The following is a 22,571-nucleotide window of genomic DNA, read 5'->3' as shown; positions in this document are numbered from 1 at the left end:
GGCCTTTCCCCCACCCCTGTTCGCACGTCATTGTCAGACCCCCGGACTACTGTCCGAACCATGAGCACAGGCCAACACACCACCCGGGAGTCCTACGACACGGTCGCCACCGACTACGAGAGGCTGCTGAGAGACGAGCTGGCGAAGAGCCCGTTCGAGCGGGCCATGCTCGGGGTGTTCGCCGAGCGGGTGCTCGCAGCCGGGGGCGGACCTGTCGCGGACCTGGGGTGCGGGCCGGGGCGGATCACCGGGCATCTGGCCTCGCTGGGGCTGGACATCTGCGGTATCGACCTCTCGCCGCAGATGGTCGCCGTGGCCCGCTGGGCGCACCCGCGACTCCGGTTCGACGTGGGCACGATGACCGCGCTCGACTTCGAGGACGGTTGCCTGGCGGGCGCCCTCGCCTGGTACTCCACGGTGCACACCCCGCTCGCCGAACTCCCGCCGCTGTTCCGGGAGTTCCATCGGGTACTCGCTCCCGGTGGGCTCCTCGCGATGGCGTACAAGGTGGGCGACGAGTCCGTCCACCTGACGCACGCCTACGGTCACCCCCTCGACCTCGACGTCCACCGCTTCCCGCCGGACCGGATCGCCGAGCTGCTGGAGGACGTCGGGTTCGTGGAGTCGGCGCGGCTGGTGCGGGAGGCGGACGGGCCCGGCACCACGGCGAACACCCCACAGGCGTACGTGCTGGCGCGCAAGCCGGCGTGAAACCAGGGGGTCAGGACGGGCCCGGGTCTCCGTTGCGGGTGCTGGACAGGCCGTCGCGGCGGTCCCGGTCGCCGTCGCCCGTGGTGCTGAGGAGGGTGTCGCAGATCTCGCGAAGCTTGTCGGTGGCCTGCTTGGAGAAGAGTCCGCAGAGCCCGGCGATACCGGAGAAGCCGTACGGGTTGGTCGCACCGGCGCCGGAGCTGCCGACGAACAGGCCGCCGCGCAGCAGGAGATAGACGAGCAGCGCGAGAGCCACGCCGATACCGGCCCGCAGGAGGTACCACCACAGCCAGCTCGCGTACAGCCGCCGGTTGCCGACGTACGTCGCGAAGGACGTGGCCGCGTGGACGAAGCTGCCGAGCGCGCTGCACACGACCACGGCCAGCAGCATCGCCGTGTCGGCGGTGAGCGACCAGTCCCCCAGGCCGAACGGCGACCACCGCGCGGTGGCCGTGGGCTCCGCCCCGGGCTCGACCGTCGCCAACACCGCCGGCCAGAGCGTCACGAGGGCTCCGCAGACGAAGACGACGTCGACGAGGAGGAAGAGCCCCAGGATCGCCGTCGAGACGGTCGACAGTCGGCGGTCGTCAGCGGTGCCGTCGCTTCCGGGGGCGGCCGCGTCGGCGTTGCCACCCGAGCCGTCGTCACGCGAGTCGGCGTTGCCACCCGAGCCGTTGCCACCCGAGCCGTCACCACCCGAGCCGTCACCACCCGAGCCGTCGCCACCCGAGCCGTCGTCACGCGAGTCGGCGTCACGCGAGTCGGCGTTGCCACCCGAGCCGCCATCACCCGAGCCGTCGTCGCCATCCGAGCTTCCGCTCTCAGAGCCTCCGGCACCCGCGTCGACATCGCCATCAGCGGTGCGAGGCTCGTCACCGCTGTCGGCTTCACCGGAGGTCCTGGTGCCGGCGTTCCCGGCTGCGCTGCCGCCCGACGGCGTGCCGTCATCGGCGGCGGACCCGGTGGTGGCGCCCCGCCCCCGCTCGTCCGCCTCCGCGCCCGTCGCGAGTCCGTCCTGCCCCTCGGCCCCGCCCCCGTGCGGGCGCCCCCCACCGTTCATCGCGCTCAACTGTCCGCCCCCGTACTGCTGTTGTCCTATCGCAACGGTCGGCCCTGCCGCCCCGGGGGTCAAGTCGGCGGCGCGGTCGGAGTCAGGAGACGCGCAGGCTCGGCAGTTCCGTGAGGGCGGGTGGGGCGTCGTGGTGAATCGGGGTGTGTGCGCCGGTCAGGGAGACCCCGCTGCCGCCCCGCCGGTCGGCGACGATCTCGGCGGCGATCGACAGCGCGGTCTCCTCCGGGGTGCGTGCGCCGAGGTCGAGCCCGATCGGGGACCTGAGCCGGGCCAACTCCAGCTCGCTGACTCCGACTTCGCGGAGGCGTTGGTTGCGGTCGAGGTGGGTGCGGCGGGAGCCCATCGCACCGACGTAGGCCACGGGGAGCCGCAGGGCGAGCCGGAGGAGCGGGACGTCGAACTTGGCGTCGTGCGTGAGGACGCACAGGACCGTGCGGGCGTCCACGGACGTGCGCTCCAGGTACGTGTGGGGCCACTCAACGACGATCTCGTCCGCCTCCGGGAAGCGCTCGCGGGTCGCGAAGACGGGTCGGGCGTCGCAGACGGTGACGTGGTGGCCGAGGAACTTGCCGACCCGGACCAGCGCCGACGCGAAGTCGATCGCACCGAAGACGATCATCCGGGGCGGCGGGACCGACGACTCGACGAGCACCGTGAGGGGCGCTCCGCACCGCGATCCCCGCTCGCCGATCTCCAGGGTGCCCGTGCGGCCGGCGTCGAGGAAGGCGCGGGCCTCGGCGGCGACCGTACGGTCGAGCTCGGGGTGGGCGCCGTAGCCGCCGTCGTACGAGCCGTCGGGGTCGACCAGCAGGGCGCGGCCCCGCAGCTCGGCCGGGCCGGAGACGATCCGGGCCAGGGCCGCCGCCCGCCCGCTCGCGGCGGTGGAGAGCGCGGCGGCGGCCACCGGGCGGACGGGGTCGCCGGCCCGCACCGGTGTGACGAGGATGTCGATGACTCCGCCGCAGGTCAGGCCGACGGCGAAGGCGTCCTCGTCGCTGTAGCCGAAGCGTTCGAGGACCGTTTCGCCGTCGGTCAGGGCCTGTTGGCACAGGTCGTAGACCGCGCCCTCCACGCAGCCGCCGGAGACCGAGCCGATGGCCGTGCCGTCGGCGTCCACCGCGAGGGCGGCGCCCGGCCGGCGGGGCGCGCTGCCGCCGACGGCCACCACGGTGGCCACGGCGAAGTCACGCCCCTGCTCGACCCACCGGTGCAGTTCTTCGGCGATGTCCAGCATCTCTCGTTCTCCTCAACAGCGGTTGCGCGGACGGTACTCGGCGAGGGGCGTCTAGTGCACGCCCATCCAGCTCTCGATGGGGTTGAGGGCGAAGAAGACGACGAAGATCGCCGTCAGGCCCCACATGAACGCGCCGATCTCCCGTGCCCGGCCCTGCGCGAGCTTGATGGCGACGTAGGAGACGACGCCGGCGGCGACGCCCGCGGTGATGGAGTACGTGAACGGCATGATCACGACGGTCAGGAAGACCGGGATCGCGGTGGCGCGGTCGGACCAGTCGACGTGCCGGGCGTTCGTCATCATCATGGCGCCGATGACGACGAGCGCGGCGGCCGCGACCTCGCCGGGCACGATCGCCGTGAGCGGGGTGAAGAACAGACAGGCCGCGAAGAACAGTCCGGTGACGACGGAGGAGAGGCCGGTACGGGCGCCCTCGCCGACTCCCGTGACCGATTCCACGAACACGGTCTGACCCGAGCCGCCGGCCACCCCGCCGATCGCGCCGCCCGCGCCGTCGATGAACAGCGCCTTGGACAGGCCCGGCATGCGGCCCCTGTCGTCGGCGAGCCCAGCCTCCGTGCCCACACCGATGATGGTGGCCATCGCGTCGAAGAACCCGGCCAGCACGAGGGTGAAGACGATCATGCCGACCGTCATCGCGCCGACGTCGCCCCAGCCGCCGAACTCGACCTGGCCGAAGAGCGAGAAGTCCGGCATCGAGACCGCGCTGCCGTGCAACTCCGGTGCGCCGCCCGCCCATTGCTTCGGGTCGATGACGTCGAGGGCGTTGAGGAGCACGGCGACGACGGTGCCGCCGACGATGCCGAGCAGGATCGCGCCGGGGACGCCCCGGGCCTGGAGCATGAAGATCGCGAGGAGAGTGACCGCGAAGAGGAGGACGGGCCAGCCGGCGAGTTCGCCGGCGGGGCCGAGGCTGACCGGGGTCGCCTTGCCCTGGTGAACGAAACCGGCCTTGTAGAACCCGATCAGGGCGACGAACAGACCGATCCCCATGGTGATCGCGTGCTTCAGGGCCAGCGGGATGGCGTTCATGATCATCTCGCGGAGGCCGGTGACCACAAGGAGCATGATGATCACCCCGTACATCACGCACATGCCCATCGCCTGCGGCCAGGTCATCTGCGGGGCGACCTGCGAGGCGATGACCCCGGAGACGGAGAGGCCGGCGGCGAGCGCGAGCGGGACCCGGCCGACGACGCCCATGAGGAGCGTGCTGACGGCCGCCGCGAGCGCGGTCGCCGTGATCAGCGCCTTCTGGCCGAGGGTCGCGCCGGCGGCGTCCGGGCCGGAGAGGATGAGCGGGTTGAGCAGGAGGATGTACGCCATCGCCATGAAGGTGGTGACGCCGCCGCGGACCTCTCGGGCGACGGTGGATCCTCGGTGGGTGATGTGGAAGTACCGGTCGAGACGGGGCCGGCCGGCCGGGTCGACGGCGCCTACGGCGACCGTCCTCGGCTTCAGCGACTGTGGGGTCATGGGGCGTTCTCCCAAGGTTCACAGGGACACCCGGCCGTTGCACTGGGCTTCGGCGGGATTTGGGAAGGTGCCCGACCCGGGGGACGGCCCGAGACGAACGGGGGATTGCGAGGGGGGGTGCGTTGTCGGGTGCGGGTGCGTGGGGCTTCTCGCGCAGTTCCCCGCGCCCCTAAAAGCCCAGGCCCTGCGGGCCTCCAAAAGCATGGGGCGCAGCCCCTGCTTTTCAGGGGCGCGGGGAACTGCGCGAGCAGTCACGTACCACCCGCACCCGCCCACGAACCGATCCACCCGAGCTCATAGGCGCCCGGCGGCCAAACTACGCCGTACCGGTCAGATGTTCCGGCCGTACCGGCGTCCTGTTCAACTCCAGCCCCGTCGCGGAGCGAATCGCCGCGAGCACGGCCGGAGTCGATGACAGGGTCGGGGCCTCGCCCACCCCACGCAACCCGTACGGCGCGTGGTCGTCGGCGAGTTCGAGCACGTCGACGGGGATGGTCGGCGTGTCGAGGATCGTGGGGATGAGGTAGTCCGTGAAGGACGGATTGCGCACCTTCGCGGTCTTCGGGTCGACGACGATCTCCTCCATCACCGCGATGCCCAGCCCCTGGGTCGTACCACCTTGGATCTGGCCCACCACGGACAGCGGGTTGAGCGCCTTGCCGACGTCCTGCGCACAGGCCAGTTCGACGACCTTGACCATGCCCAGCTCGGTGTCGACCTCGACGACCGCCCGGTGCGCGGCGAAGGAGTACTGGACATGTCCGAAGCCCTGGCCGGTCCGCAGGTCGAACGGCTCGGTGGGCCGGTGCCGCCACTCCGCCTCGACCTCGACGGCCTCGTCCCCGAGGACGTCCACCAGGTCGGCCAGGACCTCACCCGCGTCGGTGACGACCTTGCCGCCCTCCAGCAGCAACTCGGCCGTGGCCCAGGCGGGGTGGTACGTGCCGAACTTGCGGCGGCCCAGCTCCAGCACCTTCTCGCGGACCAGCTCGCAGCTGTTCCTGACGGCGCCGCCCGTGACGTACGTCTGGCGGGACGCGGAGGTCGAGCCGGCCGAACCCACCTGCGTGTCCGCGGGGTTGATGGTCACCTGGGCGACGCCCAGCTCCGTGCGGGCGATCTGCGCGTGGACGGTGATGCCGCCCTGGCCGACCTCCGCCATGGCCGTGTGGACGGTGGCGACGGGTTCGCCGCCGACGACCTCCATACGGACACGGGCGGTCGAGTAGTCGTCGAAGCCCTCGGAGAAGCCGACGTTCTTGATGCCGACCGCGTAGCCGACGCCCCGGACGACACCCTCGCCGTGCGTGGTGTTGGAGAGGCCGCCCGGCAGCTGTCGTACGTCGGCCGCCTCGCCCGCCGTGAGCCACTGCTGCTCGGGCGGCAGGGGCATCGCCTTGACGCGGCGCAGGAGTTCGGCGACCGGGGCCGGGGAGTCGACGGCCTGGCCGGTGGGCAGCAGGGTGCCCTGCTCCATGGCGTTGATCTGCCGCAGCTCCACCGGGTCCATGCCGAGCTTCGCCGCCAGCTTGTCCATCTGCGCCTCGTACGCGAAGCACGCCTGGACCGCGCCGAAGCCCCGCATCGCGCCGCAGGGCGGGTTGTTGGTGTAGAGGGCGAGGGCCTCGATGTCGACGTCCTCGATGACGTACGGGCCCGCGCCGAGCGACGCGGCGTTGCCGACGACGGCCGGGGAGGAGGAGGCGTAGGCGCCGCCGTCCAGGACGATACGGGCCTTGAGATGGGTGAGCTTGCCGTCCTTCGTCGCACCGTGCTCGTAGTGGAGCTTCGCGGGGTGACGGTGGACATGGCCGAAGAAGGACTCGAAGCGGTTGAAGACCATCTTGACGGGCTTGCCCGTGCGCAGGGCCAGCAGGCAGGCGTGGATCTGCATCGACAGGTCCTCGCGACCGCCGAAGGCACCGCCGACGCCGGCCAGCGTCATCCGGACCTTGTCCTCGGGCAGGCCGAGCACGGGGGCGATCTGGCGCAGGTCGGCATGCAGCCACTGGGTGGCGATGTAGAGGTCGACGCCGCCGTCCTCGGCGGGGACGGCGAGGCCGGACTCGGGGCCGAGGAAGGCCTGGTCCTGCATGCCGAAGACGTACTCGCCCTCGACGATCACGTCGGCGCGCTTGCGGGCCGCCGCCACATCGCCGCGGATGATCGGCTGGCGGTGCACGATGTTCGGGTGCGTGACGTGGGCGAAGTGGTGGTCGTCGCGGCCCTCGTGGACGAGGACGGCGTCCGGCGCGGTCGCGGAGGCCTCGTCGGTGATGACCGGCAGTTCGCGGTACTCCACCTTGATCTTGGCGGCGGCGCGGCGGGCGGTCTCCGGGTGGTCGGCGGCGACGATCGCGACGGGCTCGCCGTGGTGGCGGACCTTGCCGTGGGCGAGGACCGGGGTGTCCTGGAGCTCCAGGCCGTAGTTCCGTACGTCGGTCGGGAGGTCGTCGTACGTCATCACGGCGTACACGCCGGGCGTGGCGAGGGCCTCGGCGGTGTCGATGGAGACGATCTCGGCGTGGGCGACCGTGGAGCGCAGGATCTGGCCCCAGAGCATGTCCTCGTGCCACATGTCGGAGGAGTACGCGAACTCGCCGGTGACCTTGAGGGTGCCGTCCGGGCGGAGGGTGGACTCGCCGATGCCGCCCTTGGTGCGGGAGCCCTGGGTGAGGGTGGTGGGCAGGCCGTTGGTTCCCATGGTTCAGACCCCTTCGGACTGCCGGGCGGCCGCGAGCCGGACCGCGTCCATGATCGTCTCGTAGCCGGTGCAGCGGCACAGGTTGCCCGACAGCGCCTCGCGGATGTCCGCGTCGCTCGGGTTCGGGGTGCGTTCCAGCATCTCGTCGGCCGCGACCAGCAGACCCGGGGTGCAGAAGCCGCATTGGACGGCCCCGGCGTCGATGAACGCCTGCTGGATGGGGGACAGTTCTCCGCCCTCGCCGGTCTGCGAGTCGGTGCCCCCGGCAGCCCACCGCTGGGCCTCGTCGAGCGAAGTACCGCCCTTCGTGGGCGAACCGCAGGCACGGGACGCGCAACCGCCGTGCTCGGCCCGCTGCTTGGCGAAGTCCGCCAGTCCCTCCACCGTGACGACCTCGCGGCCCTCCACCTGTCCGGCGGCCACCAGACACGAACACACCGGGACGCCGTCGAGGCGGACCGTGCAGGAGCCGCACTCGCCCTGCTCACAGGCGTTCTTGGAGCCGGGCAGGCCCATCCGCTCCCGCAGCACGTACAGCAGGGACTCGCCCTCCCACACGTCGTCGGCTTCCTGCGGACGGCCGTTGACCGTGAAACTGACGCGCATTACGCGACTCCCTCCGTGCGGGCGGCGGTGCCGCGGTACGACTCCCAGGTCCACATCAGCGTGCGGCGGGCCATGACGCCGACCGCGTGACGGCGGTAGCTCGCGGTGCCGCGGACGTCGTCGATCGGGTTGCAGGCGCCGGCGCACAGGTCCGCGAACTGCTTGGCGACCGACGGGGTGATGATCCGGCCGTTGTCCCAGAAGCCGCCCTCGTCGAGCGCCGCGTTCAGGAACTCCTCGGCGGCCTTGGCCCGGACGGGTGTGGGCGCGGCCGAGCCGATGCCGGTGCGGACGGTACGCGTGGACGGGTGCAGGGCCAGTCCGAAGGCGCAGACCGCGATGACCATGGCGTTGCGGGTGCCGACCTTCGAGTACTGCTGCGGTCCGTCGGCCTTGTCGATGTGCACCGCGCGGATCAGCTCGTCCGGCGCGAGGGCGTTGCGCTTGACGCCGGTGTAGAAGTCGTCGATGGGGATGAGCCGGGAGCCCCGTACGGACTCGGCCTCGACCTGGGCGCCCGCCGCGAGGAGGGCGGGGTGGGCGTCACCGGCCGGGGAGGCGGTGCCGAGGTTGCCGCCGACACCGCCGCGGTTGCGGATCTGCGGGGAGGCCACCGTGTGCGAGGCCAGGGCGAGGCCGGGCAGCTCGGTACGGAGGTTCTCCATGATCCGGGTGTACGGCACGGACGCGCCGAGGCGGACCGTCTCCTCGCCGACCTCCCACTCGGAGAGTTCGCCGACGCGGTTCAGGTCGAGCAGGTACTCGGGCCGACGGTGGTCGAAGTTGATCTCGACCATCACGTCGGTGCCGCCGGCGATCGGCACAGCGGTGGGGTGCTCGGCCTTCGCGGCGAGCGCCTCCTCCCAGCTGGCGGGGCGAAGGAAGTCCATGGACCGGCTCTCTTCTTCGTCTCGGATCGTTCTGTTCAAGCCAGATCGTGTGCGGCGGGCCCGGCTCGTTCATGTGCTGTTCATGTGTTCCGGACCTCAGTACACAACGCCCTCCCGCGCCCCGGTCAGTCACGGAAAACATGAAGGAGTTGGCTGGCCAGGGCCCGCATCTTGTAGATTCGTATGAACGGAGGCCCTCTGCAACCTCTTGGTATTCCCCTGGAAACATCCTTGTTCTCGACACAGGAACGGCGGCGACGAGAATGCGCCTGCGCGCACTGCTGGACACGGACGCGCTGGGTCTGCGGCTGCTCGGCGGCGGGGACGAGCTGGACCGCACCGTGCGCGGTGTGATGACCACCGACCTCAGAGACCCCAGCCGCTACCTCTCCGGCGGCGAGCTGGTCCTCACGGGCCTCGCCTGGCGCCGCGACGCCGCCGACTCCGAGCCCTTCGTACGGCTCCTGGTGGCCGCCGGGGTCACCGCGCTGGCCGCCGGGGAGGCCGAGCTGGGCGACATCCCCGAGGACCTCGTCGTGGCCTGCGCCCGCCACCGGCTGCCGCTCTTCGCGGTCAACGAGTCGGTGGCCTTCGCGACCATCACCGAGCACGTCGTACGGCAGGTCTCCGGCGAGCGCGCCGGGGACCTGGCGGCCGTGGTGGACCGGCACCGCCGGATGATGACCTCGGGCCCGGCGGGCGGCGGCCCGGACGTCGTCCTGGACCTGCTCGGCTCCGACCTGGACCTGCGCGCCTGGGTGCTCTCCCCCGCCGGCCGGCTCGTGGCGGGCCCCAAGGACGCCGGACCGGCCCTCCCCGCCGAGCTGTGCGCACAGCTGGCCGCCGAGCACCTGGCGGCGACGCGGACCGGGCGGCGCGGGCCGCACCGCGTGGCCGTCGGCACCACGACGTACTCGCTGTTCCCGATCACCAGCGCGGGCCGGGGCACGGACTCCGGCGGCGCCGCCCGCGACGTGCGCGACACCCTGCTGTCGGACTGGCTCCTCGCGGTCGAGGCCGACGCCGGGGACTGGCCCGCCGAACGGCTCGACCTGCTGCACGGCGTCACCCAACTGATCGCGGTCGAGCGCGACCGCCGCGACGCGGCCCGTACGGTACGGCGCCGGCTCGCTCAGGAGGTCCTGGAGCTGGTGCAGGCGGGGGCGGCCCCGGCCGAGATCGCGGCCCGGCTGCGGGTGGCCGCGCCGGTGCTGCTGCCCGGCCTCGGGGCGGCACCGCACTGGCAGGTCGTCGTGGCCCGGGTCGAGTGGGAGGGCGGCGAGGTCGACAGCGGTCCGGTCACCCAGGCGCTCCTGGAGGAGATCCTCGTCGACCCCCTGTCCACCGGCCCCGAGCCCTCCGACCGCATCGCCGTCGCCCACACGGGTGAGGAGGCCATCGCCCTGGTCCCCCTCCCGGCGGTCTCCTCCGAGCACGACGGCTCCGAGTCCGGCATCCACGCCGACGCCCTCCTCACGGCCGTACGCGGCCCGCTGAGCGCCGGCCTCGACGACGACGGACGGCTCACCCTGGGCGTCAGCGCGGCCGTGCACTCCGCCGAGGGGCTGCGCGGCGCTCTGGAGGAGGCCCGGCACGCCCGACGGGTGGCGGCGGCCCGCTCCGGCCGGGTGTGCGCGGCCGGGCACCAGGAGCTGGCCTCGCACGTCCTGCTGCTCCCCTTCGTCCCCGACGACGTGCGCCGCGCCTTCACGGCCCGGCTCCTCGACCCGCTGCGCGACTACGACCGTCGGCACCGCGCCGAGCTGATCCCCACCCTGGAGGCGTTCCTGGAGTGCGACGGCTCCTGGACGCGCTGCGCCGCCCGCCTCCATCTGCACGTCAACACGCTGCGGTACCGGGTGGGCCGCATCGAACAGTTGACGGGCCGGGACCTCTCCCGGCTCGAGGACAAGCTGGACTTCTTCCTGGCCCTGCGCATGAGCTGAGCCCAGGGGGTGGTGGACGAAGATCAAGTGCGCCGTCCGCACCCCATGACTTTGTGAATTCCTTCACCCACCCCCTTGGCCGGGCCCCGGGATTCGTGCTGAGATGCCGCCACCACTCAAAGCTCAAGGGCGTGCTCGGGGAGGGCAACGTGGCGCATACCGCCATGTCTGGTGACGGAACGACAGCCGGTGACGATCCACTCCAGACCGCGGTATGGCGGCTGCGCTCACGCGCCTGCTGGGTCGACGCGGCCGCCCTGATCGAACCCGACGGTCCACAGGCCTCGCTCCAGCGCACCGCGCTGCTCGTCGAGCGCTGTCTCTACACCGAGCAGGGCTGGGAGGAAGCCGAGGACGCGCTGCGCACCGCCGAGGCGCAGGCCCGCACCGACGACGAGCGCGGCGCGGCGGCCTGCGAGCGCGGCCAACTGGCGTACGCGGCCACGCTGCTCGGGGTGCGGGACCGCTCCGACGAGGCGCGGGCCGCGCTCGGCCGGGCGGCGGCGCTGATCGCGCCCGGCGCGGCCGGGCGGCCTCTGCTCGACTTCCGCCGGGGCCTCATCGCCGAGAACCTCGCCCGTTCCCCGCAGGCCGCGCGTGCCGCCTACCGCCGGGCCCATGCCGGCGCCACCGCCCATGACGACCTGCTCCTGCAGTCCTTCACCTGGCGTCATCTCGCCGGGCTCGCGCTGCGGGAGGGCGAGTTGGCCGAAGCGCGGCACGGCTTCGCCGAATCCCTGCGCATCCGGGAGGAGTTGGGCTACCTGGTGGGCACCGCCCCGGCGCTCGTCTCCCTCGCCGAGACGGAGTCCGAACCGGAGGCGTCGCGGCTGCGGGAGGAGGCGGGGCGGTTGTTCCGACTGCTGGGTGGTGTGCCGACGTGGTTGGCGCGGCAGCTGGCCCCACCGCCGGCGGCGACGGCGTGATGGCGTGATGGCTTGACGGCGCCTCAGGGCTCGGGGGTGCGGGTGCTTCGGCGGGTGCGGGTGCGTGGGGGCTGGTCGCGCAGTTCCCCGCGCCCCTGAAAAGCAGGGGCTGCGCCCCGTGCTTTTCAGGCCCGCAGGGCCTGGGTTTTCAGGGGCGCGGGGAACTGCGCGAGCAACCACGAACCACCCGCACCCGCACCCGCCGACGAACCCTCAGCCCCCCACCCCGAAATGCCGCTCCACCAGACAGCACGCCGCCTCCAGATCCCCCGCCACCAACGCGTCCAACAATGCGATGTGCTCCGCGGCGTCAGCCATCAGCTCCACCCGGCCCCCGCTGCCGGACGCACCCACCGGGCCGCCCCCCAACGGCAGTTGGGTCCGCCGGTGGAGGTCGTCCGTGATCTGCAGCAGCTGCTCGTTGCCGGACAGCCCCAGCACCCCCCGGTGGAAGGCCCGGTCCGCCTCCCCGTACGTCGCACGGCACCCGGAGGACGCCGCCCGCGCCGTCTCGTCGGCGAGGGGCCGCAGCTCGCCCCAGCGGCCCCCCGGCAGCGTCCGCGCGAGCCTCATGATCACCGGCACCTGGAGCAGCGCCCGTACCTCCGCCAGCTCGGCCAGTTCCCGGGCGCCCCGTCGTACGACTCGGAAGCCCCGGTTGGGCACGACCTCGACCGCGCCCTCGATGGCCAGTTGCTGCATCGCCTCGCGGACGGGCGTCGCGGAGACCCCGAACCGCTCACCCAGCGCGGGCGCCGAGTACACCTCGCCCGGCGTCAGCTCCCCACCGGCGAGCGCGGCCCGCAGCGCGTCGAGGATCTGCCCGCGCACGGAGGCGCGCTGGACGACAGGACGCCCCTGGGCACGCGGCAGCGGGATCGGGATCGGGACCTCGCTGTGCGTGTGCTCACCCCGGGCCGCGTCGGCGGGGGACCCGGTGTCGCCGCGGCGCGCGGCCGCGGTGCCGTCCGCCGCGATGCCCCGCTCCCGGTCGACGTCCGCGACCCCGGGCTGCGCGGGCACGCGATAGGCAGACGCCGGACGCGCGGTGGCGGGGTCCGGCGCGCTCATGGCCGTGGCCTCGCGCGGGCGCGGTCCGGCCTGCTCCACGGGTCCTCCTCCGAGGCGAGTCGAGTGTCGAACGGGTCGAGTAGCGCGGCCGACGGGGTACATGGGGGCGGTTAGGTCACTACTCGGGTTGTTACCGGTCGTAAAGCACCATAGGCGCACATGCCCTCAGTTCAAACCTCGACCACCTCGGGTAAGGTAAGCCTTACTTGGCAGCGACGGCGAAACGGCGGTCTCCGTATGCCCCGGACAGCACCGGCACCGGCACCCACTTCACGCAGGTCGCCCGTGGCGGCGTCGTACGCGCGCCTCACCGAGGTCCTGCCAGTGATGAGCGTGACAGAACTCTCCCCCACGGATCCCCTGCCCGATGGTGAGGGGTGGGTCTCCGCGGCCGGGCTCGCGGCGGCGGGGGCCGAGCTCGACGCGTTCCTGGCGTGGGACGAGGCGCAGATACTGCGGGACCACGGCCGGAAGGGCCGCCCGGACGTGGTGGCGACCTTCGGACTGCACCGCTACTCCTGGTACGCCTGTCTGCTCTTCACGGTCCCCTGGTTCCTCCAGCGCCGGGTGCCGCGCTTCCCCGCCGAGCACGTGGCGTTCCAGCGCGAGCAGAGCCGGCTGGCGGTGCGTGGGGAAACGTTCAGCTGCCTGCCGGACGATCCGGCGGCCGGCGAACCCGGTGCCCGTGTGGTGGCGGACGAGGAGGCTTTGCGGGCCGAGGTCCGCGCCGCGTTCGCCGAGCACATAGAGCCGGTGCTGGGCGGCTTCGGCCCGCGGATGCGGCGGCGCGGACGCGCGCTGTGGGGCATGGCGACCGACGAGATCGTCGAGGGCATCTGGTACATCGCCGAACTCCTGGGCCCCGACGAGCAGGAGCGCTGCCGACGCGAGCTGGAACTGCTGCTCCCGGGCGCGACCCGGCCGTACGTGGGCACGGCGGGCTTCCGTGAACTGACCGGCCCCGGCGGCGAGTCGCTGCCCACCCGGGACCGGGCGAGCTGCTGCATGTTCTACACGCTGGCCCCGGAGGACACCTGCGTCACCTGCCCGCGCACGTGCGAGACGGAGCGGATCTCCAAACTCACGGCCGCCGCCACGGGTTGACGGCCCCTCATCGTCGTCGGGACGCCCGGGCGTCGGACGACCCCCCGGCGATCGCCCGCGGCATGTGCCGTAAGATCCACTCCGGGTGGGAGCCTCGTTGGGTTACAGGTGGTTCACAAATTCCTCACTTGTCGCAGGAACTTTCCGTGGAACCACTCGAACGGGTAATCTCACTCGCACTCAACTCCCGTCCCTCGCGCGGTAGTTCGAGCAGAATGCCGCCTGGCGTCACTCATTGCACTTCTTTGGCGGTCTCTTGCCCCGAAACCCCCTGAGGGCCGCGAGGATTGGGCCACTATGGCGGGCGTTACGCCCTATCCCAATGCAAGGGACCCCTGATGAGATTGACCGACATATCGCTGAACTGGCTGCTTCCGGGCGCCGTACTGCTCCTGGGCATGCTGGCGGCGGTTGCGGTGCTCGCGCGCGGCAAGCGCTCCGGGGAGCACGCGAAGACTGAGGATTCGTGGGAACGCAACGAGGAGCGCCGCAGGCGCAAGGAGGCCCTCTACGGCACCTTCTCCTACATCCTCCTCTTCTGCTGTGCCGCGGTCGCCGCCGCGCTCTCCTTCCGCGGCCTGGTCGGCTTCGGTGAGCAGAACCTGGGCCTGACCGACGGGTGGCAGTACCTGGTCCCGTTCGGCCTGGACGGCGCCGCCATGTTCTGCTCGGTCCTCGCGGTGCGCGAGGCCAGCCACGGTGACGCGGCCCTCGGCTCCCGCATACTCGTGTGGACGTTCGCCGGTGCGGCGGCCTGGTTCAACTGGGTGCACGCGCCCAGGGGCCTCGGCCACGACGGCGCCCCGCAGTTCTTCGCCGGCATGTCCCTGTCCGCCGCGGTGCTCTTCGACCGCGCTCTGAAGCAGACCCGCCGGGCCGCGCTGCGCGAGCAGGGCCTCGTGCCGCGTCCGTTGCCGCAGATCCGGGTGGTCCGCTGGCTGCGGGCCCCGCGTGAGACGTACAGGGCCTGGTCGCTGATGCTCCTGGAGGGCGTGCGCAGCCTGGACGAGGCCGTGGACGAGGTGCGCGAGGACAAGCGGATGAAGGAGGAGAACCGCTCGCGCAAGCGCGAGCAGGAGCGTCTGGAGCGCGCCCACCTCAAGGCGATCAGCCGGGGCCACCGGGGTCTGCCCGGTCGTGGCGGCGGCGGTGGCGGTGGCGGACGCCAGGTCGACACCACCGTGGAGCGCGTGCCCGCGGCCCAGGTGGCCTCGGACTCCGCCATATCCACGCCCGAGCAACTGCCCGTGCGTACGCGTCCCTCCCTGCAGCCCGTCCGCAACGGCGCTGACAAGTCGATCACGGTCGACCTCACCGCGGAGGACGACACCATGGCCCTGCCACGGCTCGACTCCCTGGAGCGCAAGCTCAAGGACCTGGAGCAGCAGTTCGGCTGAGCGGTACGAGCCACACATCGGACAGGGGCGCGGCAGCGAGCCGCGCCCCTGTCCGTTGTCCGTCGCGGCGGCCCTAGGGGAAACACCCCCTAGGTCAGACCGCCGTCGAGGTCGAACCACACCGCCTTGCCCACGCCGTGCGCCCGTACCCCCCAGGCGTCGGCGAGGGACTGAACGAGGAGGAGACCGCGTCCGTTCGTGCTGTCGTCGGCCGGCTGCACCCTCGGCCTGGGCCTGCGTCCCACGAAGTCCCGTACCTCCACGTGCAGTCCGCGGGGCGAGACGGTGGCGGTCAGCACCGCGTCGTGGTCGGTGTGGATGATCGCGTTGGTGACCAGCTCGCTCGTCAGCAGCTCCGCTATCTCCGATCTTCCCGGGCGCCCCCATTGCCGCAACAGCTCCCGCAGCGCCCTGCGGGCCTCGGGCACCGCCCTCAGGTCGGCCCGCCCGAGTCTGTGCCTCAGCTGGTCGGCGCCGGCCTTGTCCGCCGCTTCACCGACCGCCCCCTCCGTCTCTGCCGAGGAGGCCCCGATCGCCGTGGGACCGCCCCCTCGTGCCTGCCTCTTCATGACCCCCGCCCACGCGCCGATGACGATTCCTTCCTGCTCGAACACGTACACGGGGATCCATGCCCCCGTCCGGATCGCGGCACTCATGTCGAATCGTCAACGACCGTCCGTACGCCTTCAAACGCACAGAGTCAAGCCAGCTGTCGGTACGTTGTGAGAGCGCTTCCCCTCTCGTGAAACCCCCGCACAGTCCTACGAACCCGACGCCCTGCCCTGCTCCGGGCAGCCCTGAACGGCCACGGCCGCCGGCCTCAACTGCCCATGCGGGGCTGCCGATCCGGACGTGTGCCCACGGGGCGCGACGGTCGTACGGGCGCCGTGTACCCCGGGCCGGGCGGAGCACTCGCCCCGATGATGTTGATTGGCCGGAATCGCGCGCCGGTACCGGCCAACTCACGGCCCGGTGCGGCTGATTGACGCCCCTCCCGCCCGCACGGTGGTCGCCGTCAGGCCTCCCACACGGCGGCGGCCGTACGGTCGTCCGCGTACCCCTTGACCCTGACCTGGGTGTCGGCGAGGAAGGCGGCGAGGCCGGGCGGTTCGGCGGCTCCCCAGCGGGCCGCCAGATGGTCGGCGAGCGGTGGCTCCCCGCGCAACGGTTCGGCCAGACCGCCGGTGCACAGCAGCAGGACGTCGTCCTCGCGGGCCACGGAGGCGCGGAACCGGAAGGGTTCGCGGGGCGGGGCCGAAGCGGGTTCGTACGGGCTCGGGGGTGTCGTGATGCCGAGGTCCATGGTCAGGCGGTCGCCGTCGGGGGTCTCGTGCGGCAGCGAGCCGAAGCCGACCACCGGGGCACCGGCCGTGTCGGCGACGCGGGGCTCTATGTCCTGCCACTCGCCGCCCCGCAGCCGGAACAGCCCTCCCGCGCCGACCCCGAAGAACACCCGCGTACGGCACCCGGGGTCGGCCGGGAGCAGCAGACAGCGCAGACTCGCTGTGTACTCCTCCGGGTCGAGCCCCTGTTCGACGGCGCTGGCGCGGAGCTTGCCGAGGCTGCGGTCGGTGAGGCGGTGCAGCCCCGACTTCAGATCGCCGCGCCGGGCGGCCCGGATGTCCTCCACCAGCCGCACATGGCTCAGTCCCACGGCCCGGCCGATCCAGCGGCACGCCTCCGCCGCCGCGCGGTGCGCGCCCGGGGTGGCGCGGGCGCCGGTCGCCATGGCCACCAGGACGAGTGCCTGTTCACCGAGGCCGAAGCGGGCGGTGAGGAGCGCGTCGCGGCGTGGCTCGCCCCGGTAGCGCGCGGAGTCCCCGCGCAGCGACGCGGCGCGCAGCGTGCACGCCCCGTAGCGTGCGCCGTCCAGCACCGTGTCCGCCATCAGGTCGCCCAGGTCCTCGGGGTCGGCCGGCGGCAGCGCGGTCGGCTCCGCGTCGTAGGTGGGCGGGCCGGACCCGACGTACTCGACCCGCGTCCGCCCGCTCTCGTCGACGAGCGACACCTCGTCGGCCTGGAGGGTGGGGAGGTCGAGCTGGGTGGCGGGCCGGGCGTCGGAGGGCTCCGAGGCGGGCCGGGGGGCCGGGGAGGGTGGCTGAGCGGGGACGGGAGTCTGCGCCCGGTGGGGGCTCCGGGCGGGCGTGCGGCGCCAGGGCGCGGCTGCGCGGAACCCCGGCGGCGTGGGCCCCGGCGGAAACGTCACGGGCCCCGACGGCTGAACACCCGGCGGCTCCCACGGCGCGGGCTGCGGAGTGAGCCCACTGAGCCGGGGGTCCCTGGCGGGCGGGGCACCCGAGGAGCCGCCCGGTTGACGCGGGACGGCCCCGAAGGGCGACCGCGCCCCGGACTCGCCGGACGGGGCGGCACCGCCGCGGGACGACCTACGCGGGTCGGCGTCGACGGAAGTGCCGGCATCGGGACTCGACAGCGGCCGCGGAGGAACAACGGGCGGCGCGGAATCGGCACCGGCACCGGCACCGGCACCGGCACCGGACGGCCTGCCCGGGCCGACATCGACAGGCGCGACCGGATCCGGGCTGGACCACGGGCGCGGAGGAAAAGCGGGCGGTGCGGAGTCGGCACCGGCGCCCGCACCGGACGGCCTGCCGGGGCCGACATCCACAGGCGAGACCGGATCCGGACTGGACCACGGACGCGGAGGAACACCGGGCGACACGGAACCTGGGCCCGACCCCGCGCCCGGACCGGCATCGACGGGCGACACGCGATCAGGGCTCGACGGCGGACGCGGCGGAACAGCGGGCGGTGCGGGCGCGGGGTCGGGAGGGGCGGCCGGGCGTGCACCTTGGTCGCCCTGGTGCCCTTGCTCGTCGCGTCCGGCCGGGTCGTCCGGTGAACTCCGGGGCGGCACCCGGTCCGAGGAGGCCCCAGGCGAGCCCTGCGGTGGCACCCGGTCCGAGAGGGCACCCGGAGTGCCCGAGGCGTGGCCCGCATCGTGCGGAGCCGTGCGCGGCCCGCCCGGTGGCCTCGGGGGCTCCGGTGGTGTCGTGTTCGGGGTCCCGTCCCTCACCGTGTTCGCCGCCGAGGCGAAGCGGTCGTCGAGGGAATCGGCCGCCACCGAGGGGCCCGTGTCCCCGCTCGCGTCGTCGTACAACTGCCGCCACCAGTCGTCCTCGTGACCGGTCGGCCTCTCCCCCTGCTGGCTCATGCCCCTAATTGTCCACTTCGGGAGCCGTATGAAAACGGGGCATCCGGAAAATCGGCCCGCGGAGCCGATGCCCCGTCGGCGTGTCGGACTACATGCCGAACTCCGGTGCGAGGCAAGGGAGTCGAGAGGAGGGCGGGAGATGAGGGAAATGCGGGGGATCGGGAATTATGGGAGGTGAGGGCGTCGAGGCCGGGGCGCCCGGCGTGCGCGCCGCCTGGTACGTCGCTCGGGGACCGCCGAGCGGTGCCACCCCCCACAAGAGAAACCGCCCGGCGGCGCCGGAGCGACCGGGGCGCGGTGCGGGCGCGCGGGCCGGTCGGCCCGAGTGTGCGGCATGTATCTGGGATTCCGCTGTGCGACCCCGCCTGCCCGTGGGAGACGCGGTGCGGTGATGATGGGCCAACGCGGAAGTGCGCCGAGGAGGCGCGGCAAGTGAGGGGCGGCGTCGCCGGATGCTGGGAGCGATCGGTCTCGACGAGACGCACGAGTCGGCGTACCGGGCCCTGGTGTCCGTGGGCGCCGCCGACGTACCGGACCTGGCGCGCCGGCTCACGCTCGGGGAGCACGACACCGAGCGCGCGCTGCGCAGGCTGGAGCGGCACGGTCTCGCCGCCCAGTCCTCCGCGCGCCCCGGCCGCTGGGTCGCCGCACCCCCCGGGGTGGCCCTGGGCGCCCTGCTCACCCAGCAGCGGCACGAGCTGGAGAAGGCCGAACTGACGGCGGCGCTGCTCGCCGAGGAGTACCGGGCGAGCGCGGCCGAGCCCGCCGCGCACGACCTGGTCGAGGTGGTGATCGGCTCGGCCGCGATAGCGCAGCGCTTCCTGCAGCTCCAGCTCGGCGCCACCGAGGAGGTCTGCGCCATGGTCACCGGCGCCCCCATCGCGGTCTCCGGGCCGGAGAACAACCCCGCCGAGGAGCAGGCGACCGGTCGCGGCGTCGGTTACCGCGTGGTGGTCGAACGGGCCGTCCTGGACGAGGACGCCGGCCTCACCGAGCTGTCCGCCGCGCTGGGCCGGGAGGAGCGGGTGCGGGTCATGGACGAGGTGCCCACGAAGCTCGTCATCGCCGACCGGACGCTGGCCATGGTCCCCCTCACCACGCACACCGCCGAGCCCGCCGCGCTGGTCGTCCACGCGAGCGGGCTGCTGGAGCTGCTGTCGGGCCTGTTCGAGTCGGTCTGGCGGCAGGCCCTCCCGCTGCGCCTGAGCTCCGGCCGGGTCACGGAGGACATCCCGGACGCCCCCGACGACACCGATCTGGAGATCCTCTCCCTGCTGCTGGCCGGCATGACCGACGCGAGCGTCGCCAAGCAGCTGGACCTGGGCCTGCGGACCGTACAGCGCCGGGTGAAGCGCCTGATGGAGCTCGCCGGGGTGACGACCCGGCTGCAGCTGGGCTGGCACGCGTACGAGCGGGCCTGGGTGACCCGGGACTGACCTCACTGACCTGCGCCCCCTCTCGCGGTCCGGCACCCTGGGCAGATGGGAGCGTGGGAACTCCTGCTGGTCGGGGTCGTACTGCTGCTCGGCCTGTGCGGAGTGCTGGTGCCTGGTGTTCCGGGGTCCTGGCTCGTGTGGGCCGGGGTCATGTGGTGGGCGCTGGAGGAGCCGCGGCCCATCGCCTGGTGGGTGCTGGTGGGCGCCACCCTCGTGCTGCTGCTGTCCCGGGCGGTCCGCTGGACTCTGCCGCCCCGGCGCCTGGCGGAGAGCGGTGCCACCCCGCGCATGGGCGTGTACGCCGGGGCCGGGGCCTTCCTCGGTTTCCTGCTGCTCCCGGTCCTCGGCGCGATCCCCGGCTTCGTCGGCGGTATCTACCTCTCCGAACGGCTCCGCCTGGGCCACGCCGGCGCGGCGAAGGCGGCGACGCGCACGGCGATGCGCTCGGGCGGTTCGAGCGTCCTGGCGGAACTCTTCGCCTGCCTGCTGGTGACGGGGGCGTGGGTGGGCGTGGTGTTCGGCGGCTGAGCCGGCGCGTCCACCCATGCTCGCCGGTGCACGAGGGCGGATCGCGGACAGCGGATGGCGGATGGCGGAGGTCGAGGGTTACGGCGTGGTCGCGTCGACGCGGGCCGCGAGGCCGTCGAGCAGGGTGGTCAGCCCGAACCGGTACAGCGAGGTGGGCGAGAGGTCGGCCTCGGGCGCGAGGTCGGCGAAATGGGGGAGACGGCCCTGGGCCAACAGGGCGGTCATGCGGTCGCGCTGGGCGTGCATCCACTGCTCCCCGGTGATGCCGCTGGCCCGGGTGGCTCGTGCCTCGGGTTCCGTGTCGACCGCCTGTCCCCGGACGTATCCGAAGAGGGTGACGGCCGCGTGCATACGCGTGTCGGCGTCCAGCCCGAGGCCGTCCAGGGCGGCCAGGGCCCAGTCGATGTGCCGCATGCCGTGCGGTACGAGCAGGGGTCGGCTGAGGTTGAGGGAGGCGGCCAGCCACGGATGTGCCCGGTAGAGGCGCCACTGGATCGCCGCGGACAGTTCGAGGCCTGCCCGCCAGTCCTCCGGGGGCCGCGCCGGCAGAGGCTCGCTCGCGAAGGCCGCGTCCACCATCAGGGCGATCAACTGTTCCTTGTTCACCACGTGCCGGTAGAGCGACATGGTCGGCATGCCGAGTTCCGCGGCGACCCGGCGCATGGTGAGACCGGCCGTTCCCTCGGCGTCGGCGAGGGTCACGGCGGCCCGGACGACGCGGGCGCGGACGGCCGGGTCGTCGGAGGGCGGCCTGCCCTGTCGTACCCGTGGGACCGTGTCGGCGACCACGGTACCGACCCCCGGGACGGCTCTCACCAGGCCCTCTTGCCGTAGCGCGGCCAGCGCCTTGGTGGCGGTGGCCATGGCCACGCCCCACCGCTGGGTGATCGCCCGGGTGGACGGCACGCGGTCGCCGGGAGCGAGTTCTCCGGTGGCGATGCGGTGGCGCAGTTCTCCCGCGATCCGCGCGTACGGGGCCTCGGACACGGCTGACCTCTCCTCACATGGCTGTCGGACCATAGTGCACTAGTACACCCGGGCCTCATAGCACTAGTGCACTTTCCCTTGAAGAGCACTTCAGTGCGTGCCCCGAGCTTCGTACGTTGTACTCATGACGACGAACAAGACGGTTCTCATCTCCGGCGCCGGTGTCGCCGGTCTGGCGCTCGCCCACTGGCTGGACCACCACGGCTTCCGCGCCACCCTGGTCGAACGCGCCCCGTACGTGCGGCACGGTGGCTACGCCGTGGACTTCCGCGGTGAGGCGCTCGACGTACTGAACCGGATGGGCCTGCTGGAGCCGGTGCGGGCCCTGGACACCGCGATGGGCGACGCGGCGATGGTGGACGCCGAGGGCCGGCGATACGCCACCCTGCCGGCCGCGGTCTTCGCGGGTGACCTGGAGGTTCCCAAGGGAGAACTGACCCGGCTGCTGCACGCGGCCGCGCGGGGCGCGGAGTACCTCTTCGACGACTCGATCCGCTCGGTGGAGCAGGACGCCGACGGTGTGGACGTCACCTTCGAGAACGGGCCGCCGCGCCGCTTCGACCTGCTGGTCGGCGCCGACGGACCGCACTCGCGGACCCGGGCAGTGGTCTTCGGACCCGAGGAACGCTTCCTGCGTTCGCTGGGCATCCACACCGCGATCTTCAGCCTGCCGAACCATCTGGGGCTGGACCACACGGGGCAGCTCTACGTCTCCCCCGGCAAAGCGGCCAACGTATTCGCCGGCGACGTACGGGGCCGGGCCCGGGCGGCTCTGCACTTCGCCGCCGAGGAACTCGCCCCCGGCCGTCACGACATGGCCGAGCAGCGGCGTATCGTCGCCGAACGTTTCGCCGGGGAGGGGTGGGAGATCCCACGGCTGCTGACGGAGATGCGGGCGGCCGAGGACTTCTGGTTCGACGTCAACGCGCAGGTGGTGATGGACACCTGGGTCGACGACCGGGTCGCGCTGCTCGGTGACGCCGGTTACTGCGCGGCCCCCACCTCGGGACGCGGCACGTCGCAGGCGCTGATCGGCGCCTACGTCCTGGCCGGTGAACTGGCCCGGGCCCGCGGCGACCACCGGGCGGCCTTCCCGGCCTACGAGAACGCGATGCGGCCCCTCGTCGCCGAGCACCAGGCCGTGGGACGTGCGGGCGCGGAGCGGTTCTTCCTGCCCGCCCCCACCCAGGAGGTGCTGGACATGCTCGCCGCGAACGCCCCGGAGAGAACCCGCCCGGAGGTGGTCCGCCTCCCCGACTACGACGACACCTCGTACTGACCGCCCGCGCT

19 protein-coding genes are annotated in these 22,571 nt (G+C 72.8%); 9 read left to right on the top strand and 10 right to left on the bottom strand.

Features of this window, described 5'->3' with window-relative positions; all coding sequences use genetic code 11:
- The first annotated feature begins 60 nt into the window (after positions 1 to 60).
- Positions 61 to 711, top strand: coding sequence for a class I SAM-dependent DNA methyltransferase (locus PUR53_RS35455; protein WP_329910933.1), 651 nt, complete (start codon positions 61 to 63; stop codon positions 709 to 711).
- 10 nt (positions 712 to 721) lie between these two features.
- On the opposite strand, the gene PUR53_RS35450 is transcribed toward PUR53_RS35455, so the two are convergent.
- The 6 genes from PUR53_RS35450 to PUR53_RS35425 form a co-directional block, all read right to left on the bottom strand.
- Entirely contained in the window at positions 722 to 1,771 is a 1,050-nt protein-coding gene (locus PUR53_RS35450) for a hypothetical protein (protein WP_329910931.1), read from the bottom strand.
- 91 nt (positions 1,772 to 1,862) lie between these two features.
- Complete coding sequence (locus tag PUR53_RS35445) at positions 1,863 to 3,017, bottom strand: XdhC/CoxI family protein (RefSeq protein WP_329895927.1); 1,155 nt, start codon at positions 3,015 to 3,017, stop codon at positions 1,863 to 1,865.
- 51 nt (positions 3,018 to 3,068) lie between these two features.
- Positions 3,069 to 4,514, bottom strand: a complete 1,446-nt coding sequence (locus PUR53_RS35440; protein ID WP_329910929.1) for an NCS2 family permease — start codon at positions 4,512 to 4,514, stop codon at positions 3,069 to 3,071.
- Between the two features lie 316 nt (positions 4,515 to 4,830).
- Positions 4,831 to 7,218, bottom strand: a complete 2,388-nt coding sequence (locus PUR53_RS35435) for a xanthine dehydrogenase family protein molybdopterin-binding subunit (RefSeq protein ID WP_329895925.1) — start codon at positions 7,216 to 7,218, stop codon at positions 4,831 to 4,833.
- 3 nt (positions 7,219 to 7,221) lie between these two features.
- Positions 7,222 to 7,824: a (2Fe-2S)-binding protein gene (locus tag PUR53_RS35430; RefSeq protein WP_329895924.1), complete on the bottom strand. Its 603-nt coding sequence runs from the start codon at positions 7,822 to 7,824 to the stop codon at positions 7,222 to 7,224.
- Positions 7,824 to 8,714 carry an FAD binding domain-containing protein gene (locus tag PUR53_RS35425; RefSeq protein WP_329895923.1) on the bottom strand — a complete coding sequence of 297 codons (891 nt, stop codon included), beginning with the start codon at positions 8,712 to 8,714 and terminating at the stop codon, positions 7,824 to 7,826. The genes PUR53_RS35430 and PUR53_RS35425 overlap by 1 nt, the downstream gene beginning before the upstream one ends.
- Positions 8,715 to 8,977: 263 nt before the next feature.
- On the opposite strand from PUR53_RS35425, the gene PUR53_RS35420 reads away from it, so the two are divergent.
- The gene (locus PUR53_RS35420; protein ID WP_329895922.1) at positions 8,978 to 10,660 is read left to right on the top strand and encodes a PucR family transcriptional regulator; all 1,683 of its coding nucleotides are present in this window, start codon (positions 8,978 to 8,980) and stop codon (positions 10,658 to 10,660) included.
- Between the two features lie 149 nt (positions 10,661 to 10,809).
- Positions 10,810 to 11,586, top strand: coding sequence for a hypothetical protein (locus PUR53_RS35415; RefSeq protein ID WP_329910928.1), 777 nt, complete (start codon positions 10,810 to 10,812; stop codon positions 11,584 to 11,586).
- Between the two features lie 213 nt (positions 11,587 to 11,799).
- Here the strand turns inward: PUR53_RS35415 and PUR53_RS35410 are convergent, their stop codons facing one another.
- The gene (locus tag PUR53_RS35410; protein ID WP_443080401.1) at positions 11,800 to 12,696 is read right to left on the bottom strand and encodes a GntR family transcriptional regulator; all 897 of its coding nucleotides are present in this window, start codon (positions 12,694 to 12,696) and stop codon (positions 11,800 to 11,802) included.
- A gap of 198 nt (positions 12,697 to 12,894) precedes the next feature.
- On the opposite strand from PUR53_RS35410, the gene PUR53_RS35405 reads away from it, so the two are divergent.
- On the top strand, positions 12,895 to 13,761 hold the full coding sequence (locus tag PUR53_RS35405; RefSeq protein WP_329895920.1) for a (2Fe-2S)-binding protein: 867 nt from the start codon (positions 12,895 to 12,897) through the stop codon (positions 13,759 to 13,761).
- 338 nt (positions 13,762 to 14,099) lie between these two features.
- Positions 14,100 to 15,158, top strand: coding sequence for a DUF2637 domain-containing protein (locus PUR53_RS35400; protein WP_329895919.1), 1,059 nt, complete (start codon positions 14,100 to 14,102; stop codon positions 15,156 to 15,158).
- Between the two features lie 89 nt (positions 15,159 to 15,247).
- On the opposite strand, the gene PUR53_RS35395 is transcribed toward PUR53_RS35400, so the two are convergent.
- Positions 15,248 to 15,727 carry an ATP-binding protein gene (locus PUR53_RS35395; RefSeq protein ID WP_329910954.1) on the bottom strand — a complete coding sequence of 160 codons (480 nt, stop codon included), beginning with the start codon at positions 15,725 to 15,727 and terminating at the stop codon, positions 15,248 to 15,250.
- Between the two features lie 446 nt (positions 15,728 to 16,173).
- Entirely contained in the window at positions 16,174 to 17,364 is a 1,191-nt protein-coding gene (locus PUR53_RS48400; protein WP_443078067.1) for a protein phosphatase 2C domain-containing protein, read from the bottom strand.
- 763 nt (positions 17,365 to 18,127) lie between these two features.
- On the opposite strand from PUR53_RS48400, the gene PUR53_RS48395 reads away from it, so the two are divergent.
- The 3 genes from PUR53_RS48395 (at position 18,128) to PUR53_RS35380 (ending at position 20,294) form a co-directional block, all read left to right on the top strand.
- Entirely contained in the window at positions 18,128 to 18,301 is a 174-nt protein-coding gene (locus tag PUR53_RS48395) for a hypothetical protein (RefSeq protein WP_443080400.1), read from the top strand.
- A gap of 481 nt (positions 18,302 to 18,782) precedes the next feature.
- A complete protein-coding gene (locus PUR53_RS35385; RefSeq protein WP_329895917.1) occupies positions 18,783 to 19,766 on the top strand; it encodes a helix-turn-helix domain-containing protein in 984 nt (327 codons plus the stop codon).
- Between the two features lie 45 nt (positions 19,767 to 19,811).
- Entirely contained in the window at positions 19,812 to 20,294 is a 483-nt protein-coding gene (locus tag PUR53_RS35380; protein ID WP_329895916.1) for a DUF456 domain-containing protein, read from the top strand.
- A gap of 78 nt (positions 20,295 to 20,372) precedes the next feature.
- Here PUR53_RS35380 and PUR53_RS35375 read toward each other — a convergent pair whose 3' ends face one another.
- Entirely contained in the window at positions 20,373 to 21,281 is a 909-nt protein-coding gene (locus tag PUR53_RS35375; protein WP_329910926.1) for a TetR/AcrR family transcriptional regulator C-terminal domain-containing protein, read from the bottom strand.
- A gap of 124 nt (positions 21,282 to 21,405) precedes the next feature.
- Here PUR53_RS35375 and PUR53_RS35370 point away from each other — a divergent pair, with 124 nt between their 5' ends.
- Entirely contained in the window at positions 21,406 to 22,560 is a 1,155-nt protein-coding gene (locus tag PUR53_RS35370; protein WP_329910925.1) for an FAD-dependent monooxygenase, read from the top strand.
- Positions 22,561 to 22,571 lie beyond the last annotated feature (11 nt).

The sequence above is a fragment of the Streptomyces sp. SP18BB07 genome (assembly GCF_036322545.1).
Lineage (GTDB): Bacteria > Actinomycetota > Actinomycetes > Streptomycetales > Streptomycetaceae > Streptomyces > Streptomyces deccanensis.
The sequence above is the reverse complement of the archived record's forward strand: the minus strand, read 5'-3'. Positions and strand labels throughout refer to the sequence as shown.

What these genes read in the sequence shown, in the direction of transcription:
- PUR53_RS35430 (WP_329895924.1), bottom strand. Translation starts at nt 7,824, where the DNA reads ATGCGCGTCAGTTTCACGGTCAACGGCCGTCCGCAGGAAGCCGACGAC.
- PUR53_RS35455 (WP_329910933.1), top strand. Translation starts at nt 61, where the DNA reads ATGAGCACAGGCCAACACACCACCCGGGAGTCCTACGACACGGTCGCC.
- PUR53_RS35420 (WP_329895922.1), top strand. Translation starts at nt 8,978, where the DNA reads ATGCGCCTGCGCGCACTGCTGGACACGGACGCGCTGGGTCTGCGGCTG.
- PUR53_RS35440 (WP_329910929.1), bottom strand. Translation starts at nt 4,514, where the DNA reads ATGACCCCACAGTCGCTGAAGCCGAGGACGGTCGCCGTAGGCGCCGTC.
- PUR53_RS35450 (WP_329910931.1), bottom strand. Translation starts at nt 1,771, where the DNA reads ATGAACGGTGGGGGGCGCCCGCACGGGGGCGGGGCCGAGGGGCAGGAC.
- PUR53_RS35400 (WP_329895919.1), top strand. Translation starts at nt 14,100, where the DNA reads ATGAGATTGACCGACATATCGCTGAACTGGCTGCTTCCGGGCGCCGTA.
- PUR53_RS35380 (WP_329895916.1), top strand. Translation starts at nt 19,812, where the DNA reads ATGGGAGCGTGGGAACTCCTGCTGGTCGGGGTCGTACTGCTGCTCGGC.
- PUR53_RS35385 (WP_329895917.1), top strand. Translation starts at nt 18,783, where the DNA reads ATGCTGGGAGCGATCGGTCTCGACGAGACGCACGAGTCGGCGTACCGG.
- PUR53_RS35370 (WP_329910925.1), top strand. Translation starts at nt 21,406, where the DNA reads ATGACGACGAACAAGACGGTTCTCATCTCCGGCGCCGGTGTCGCCGGT.
- PUR53_RS35395 (WP_329910954.1), bottom strand. Translation starts at nt 15,727, where the DNA reads ATGAAGAGGCAGGCACGAGGGGGCGGTCCCACGGCGATCGGGGCCTCC.
- PUR53_RS35405 (WP_329895920.1), top strand. Translation starts at nt 12,895, where the DNA reads ATGCCCCGGACAGCACCGGCACCGGCACCCACTTCACGCAGGTCGCCC.
- PUR53_RS35425 (WP_329895923.1), bottom strand. Translation starts at nt 8,714, where the DNA reads ATGGACTTCCTTCGCCCCGCCAGCTGGGAGGAGGCGCTCGCCGCGAAG.
- PUR53_RS35435 (WP_329895925.1), bottom strand. Translation starts at nt 7,218, where the DNA reads ATGGGAACCAACGGCCTGCCCACCACCCTCACCCAGGGCTCCCGCACC.
- PUR53_RS35445 (WP_329895927.1), bottom strand. Translation starts at nt 3,017, where the DNA reads ATGCTGGACATCGCCGAAGAACTGCACCGGTGGGTCGAGCAGGGGCGT.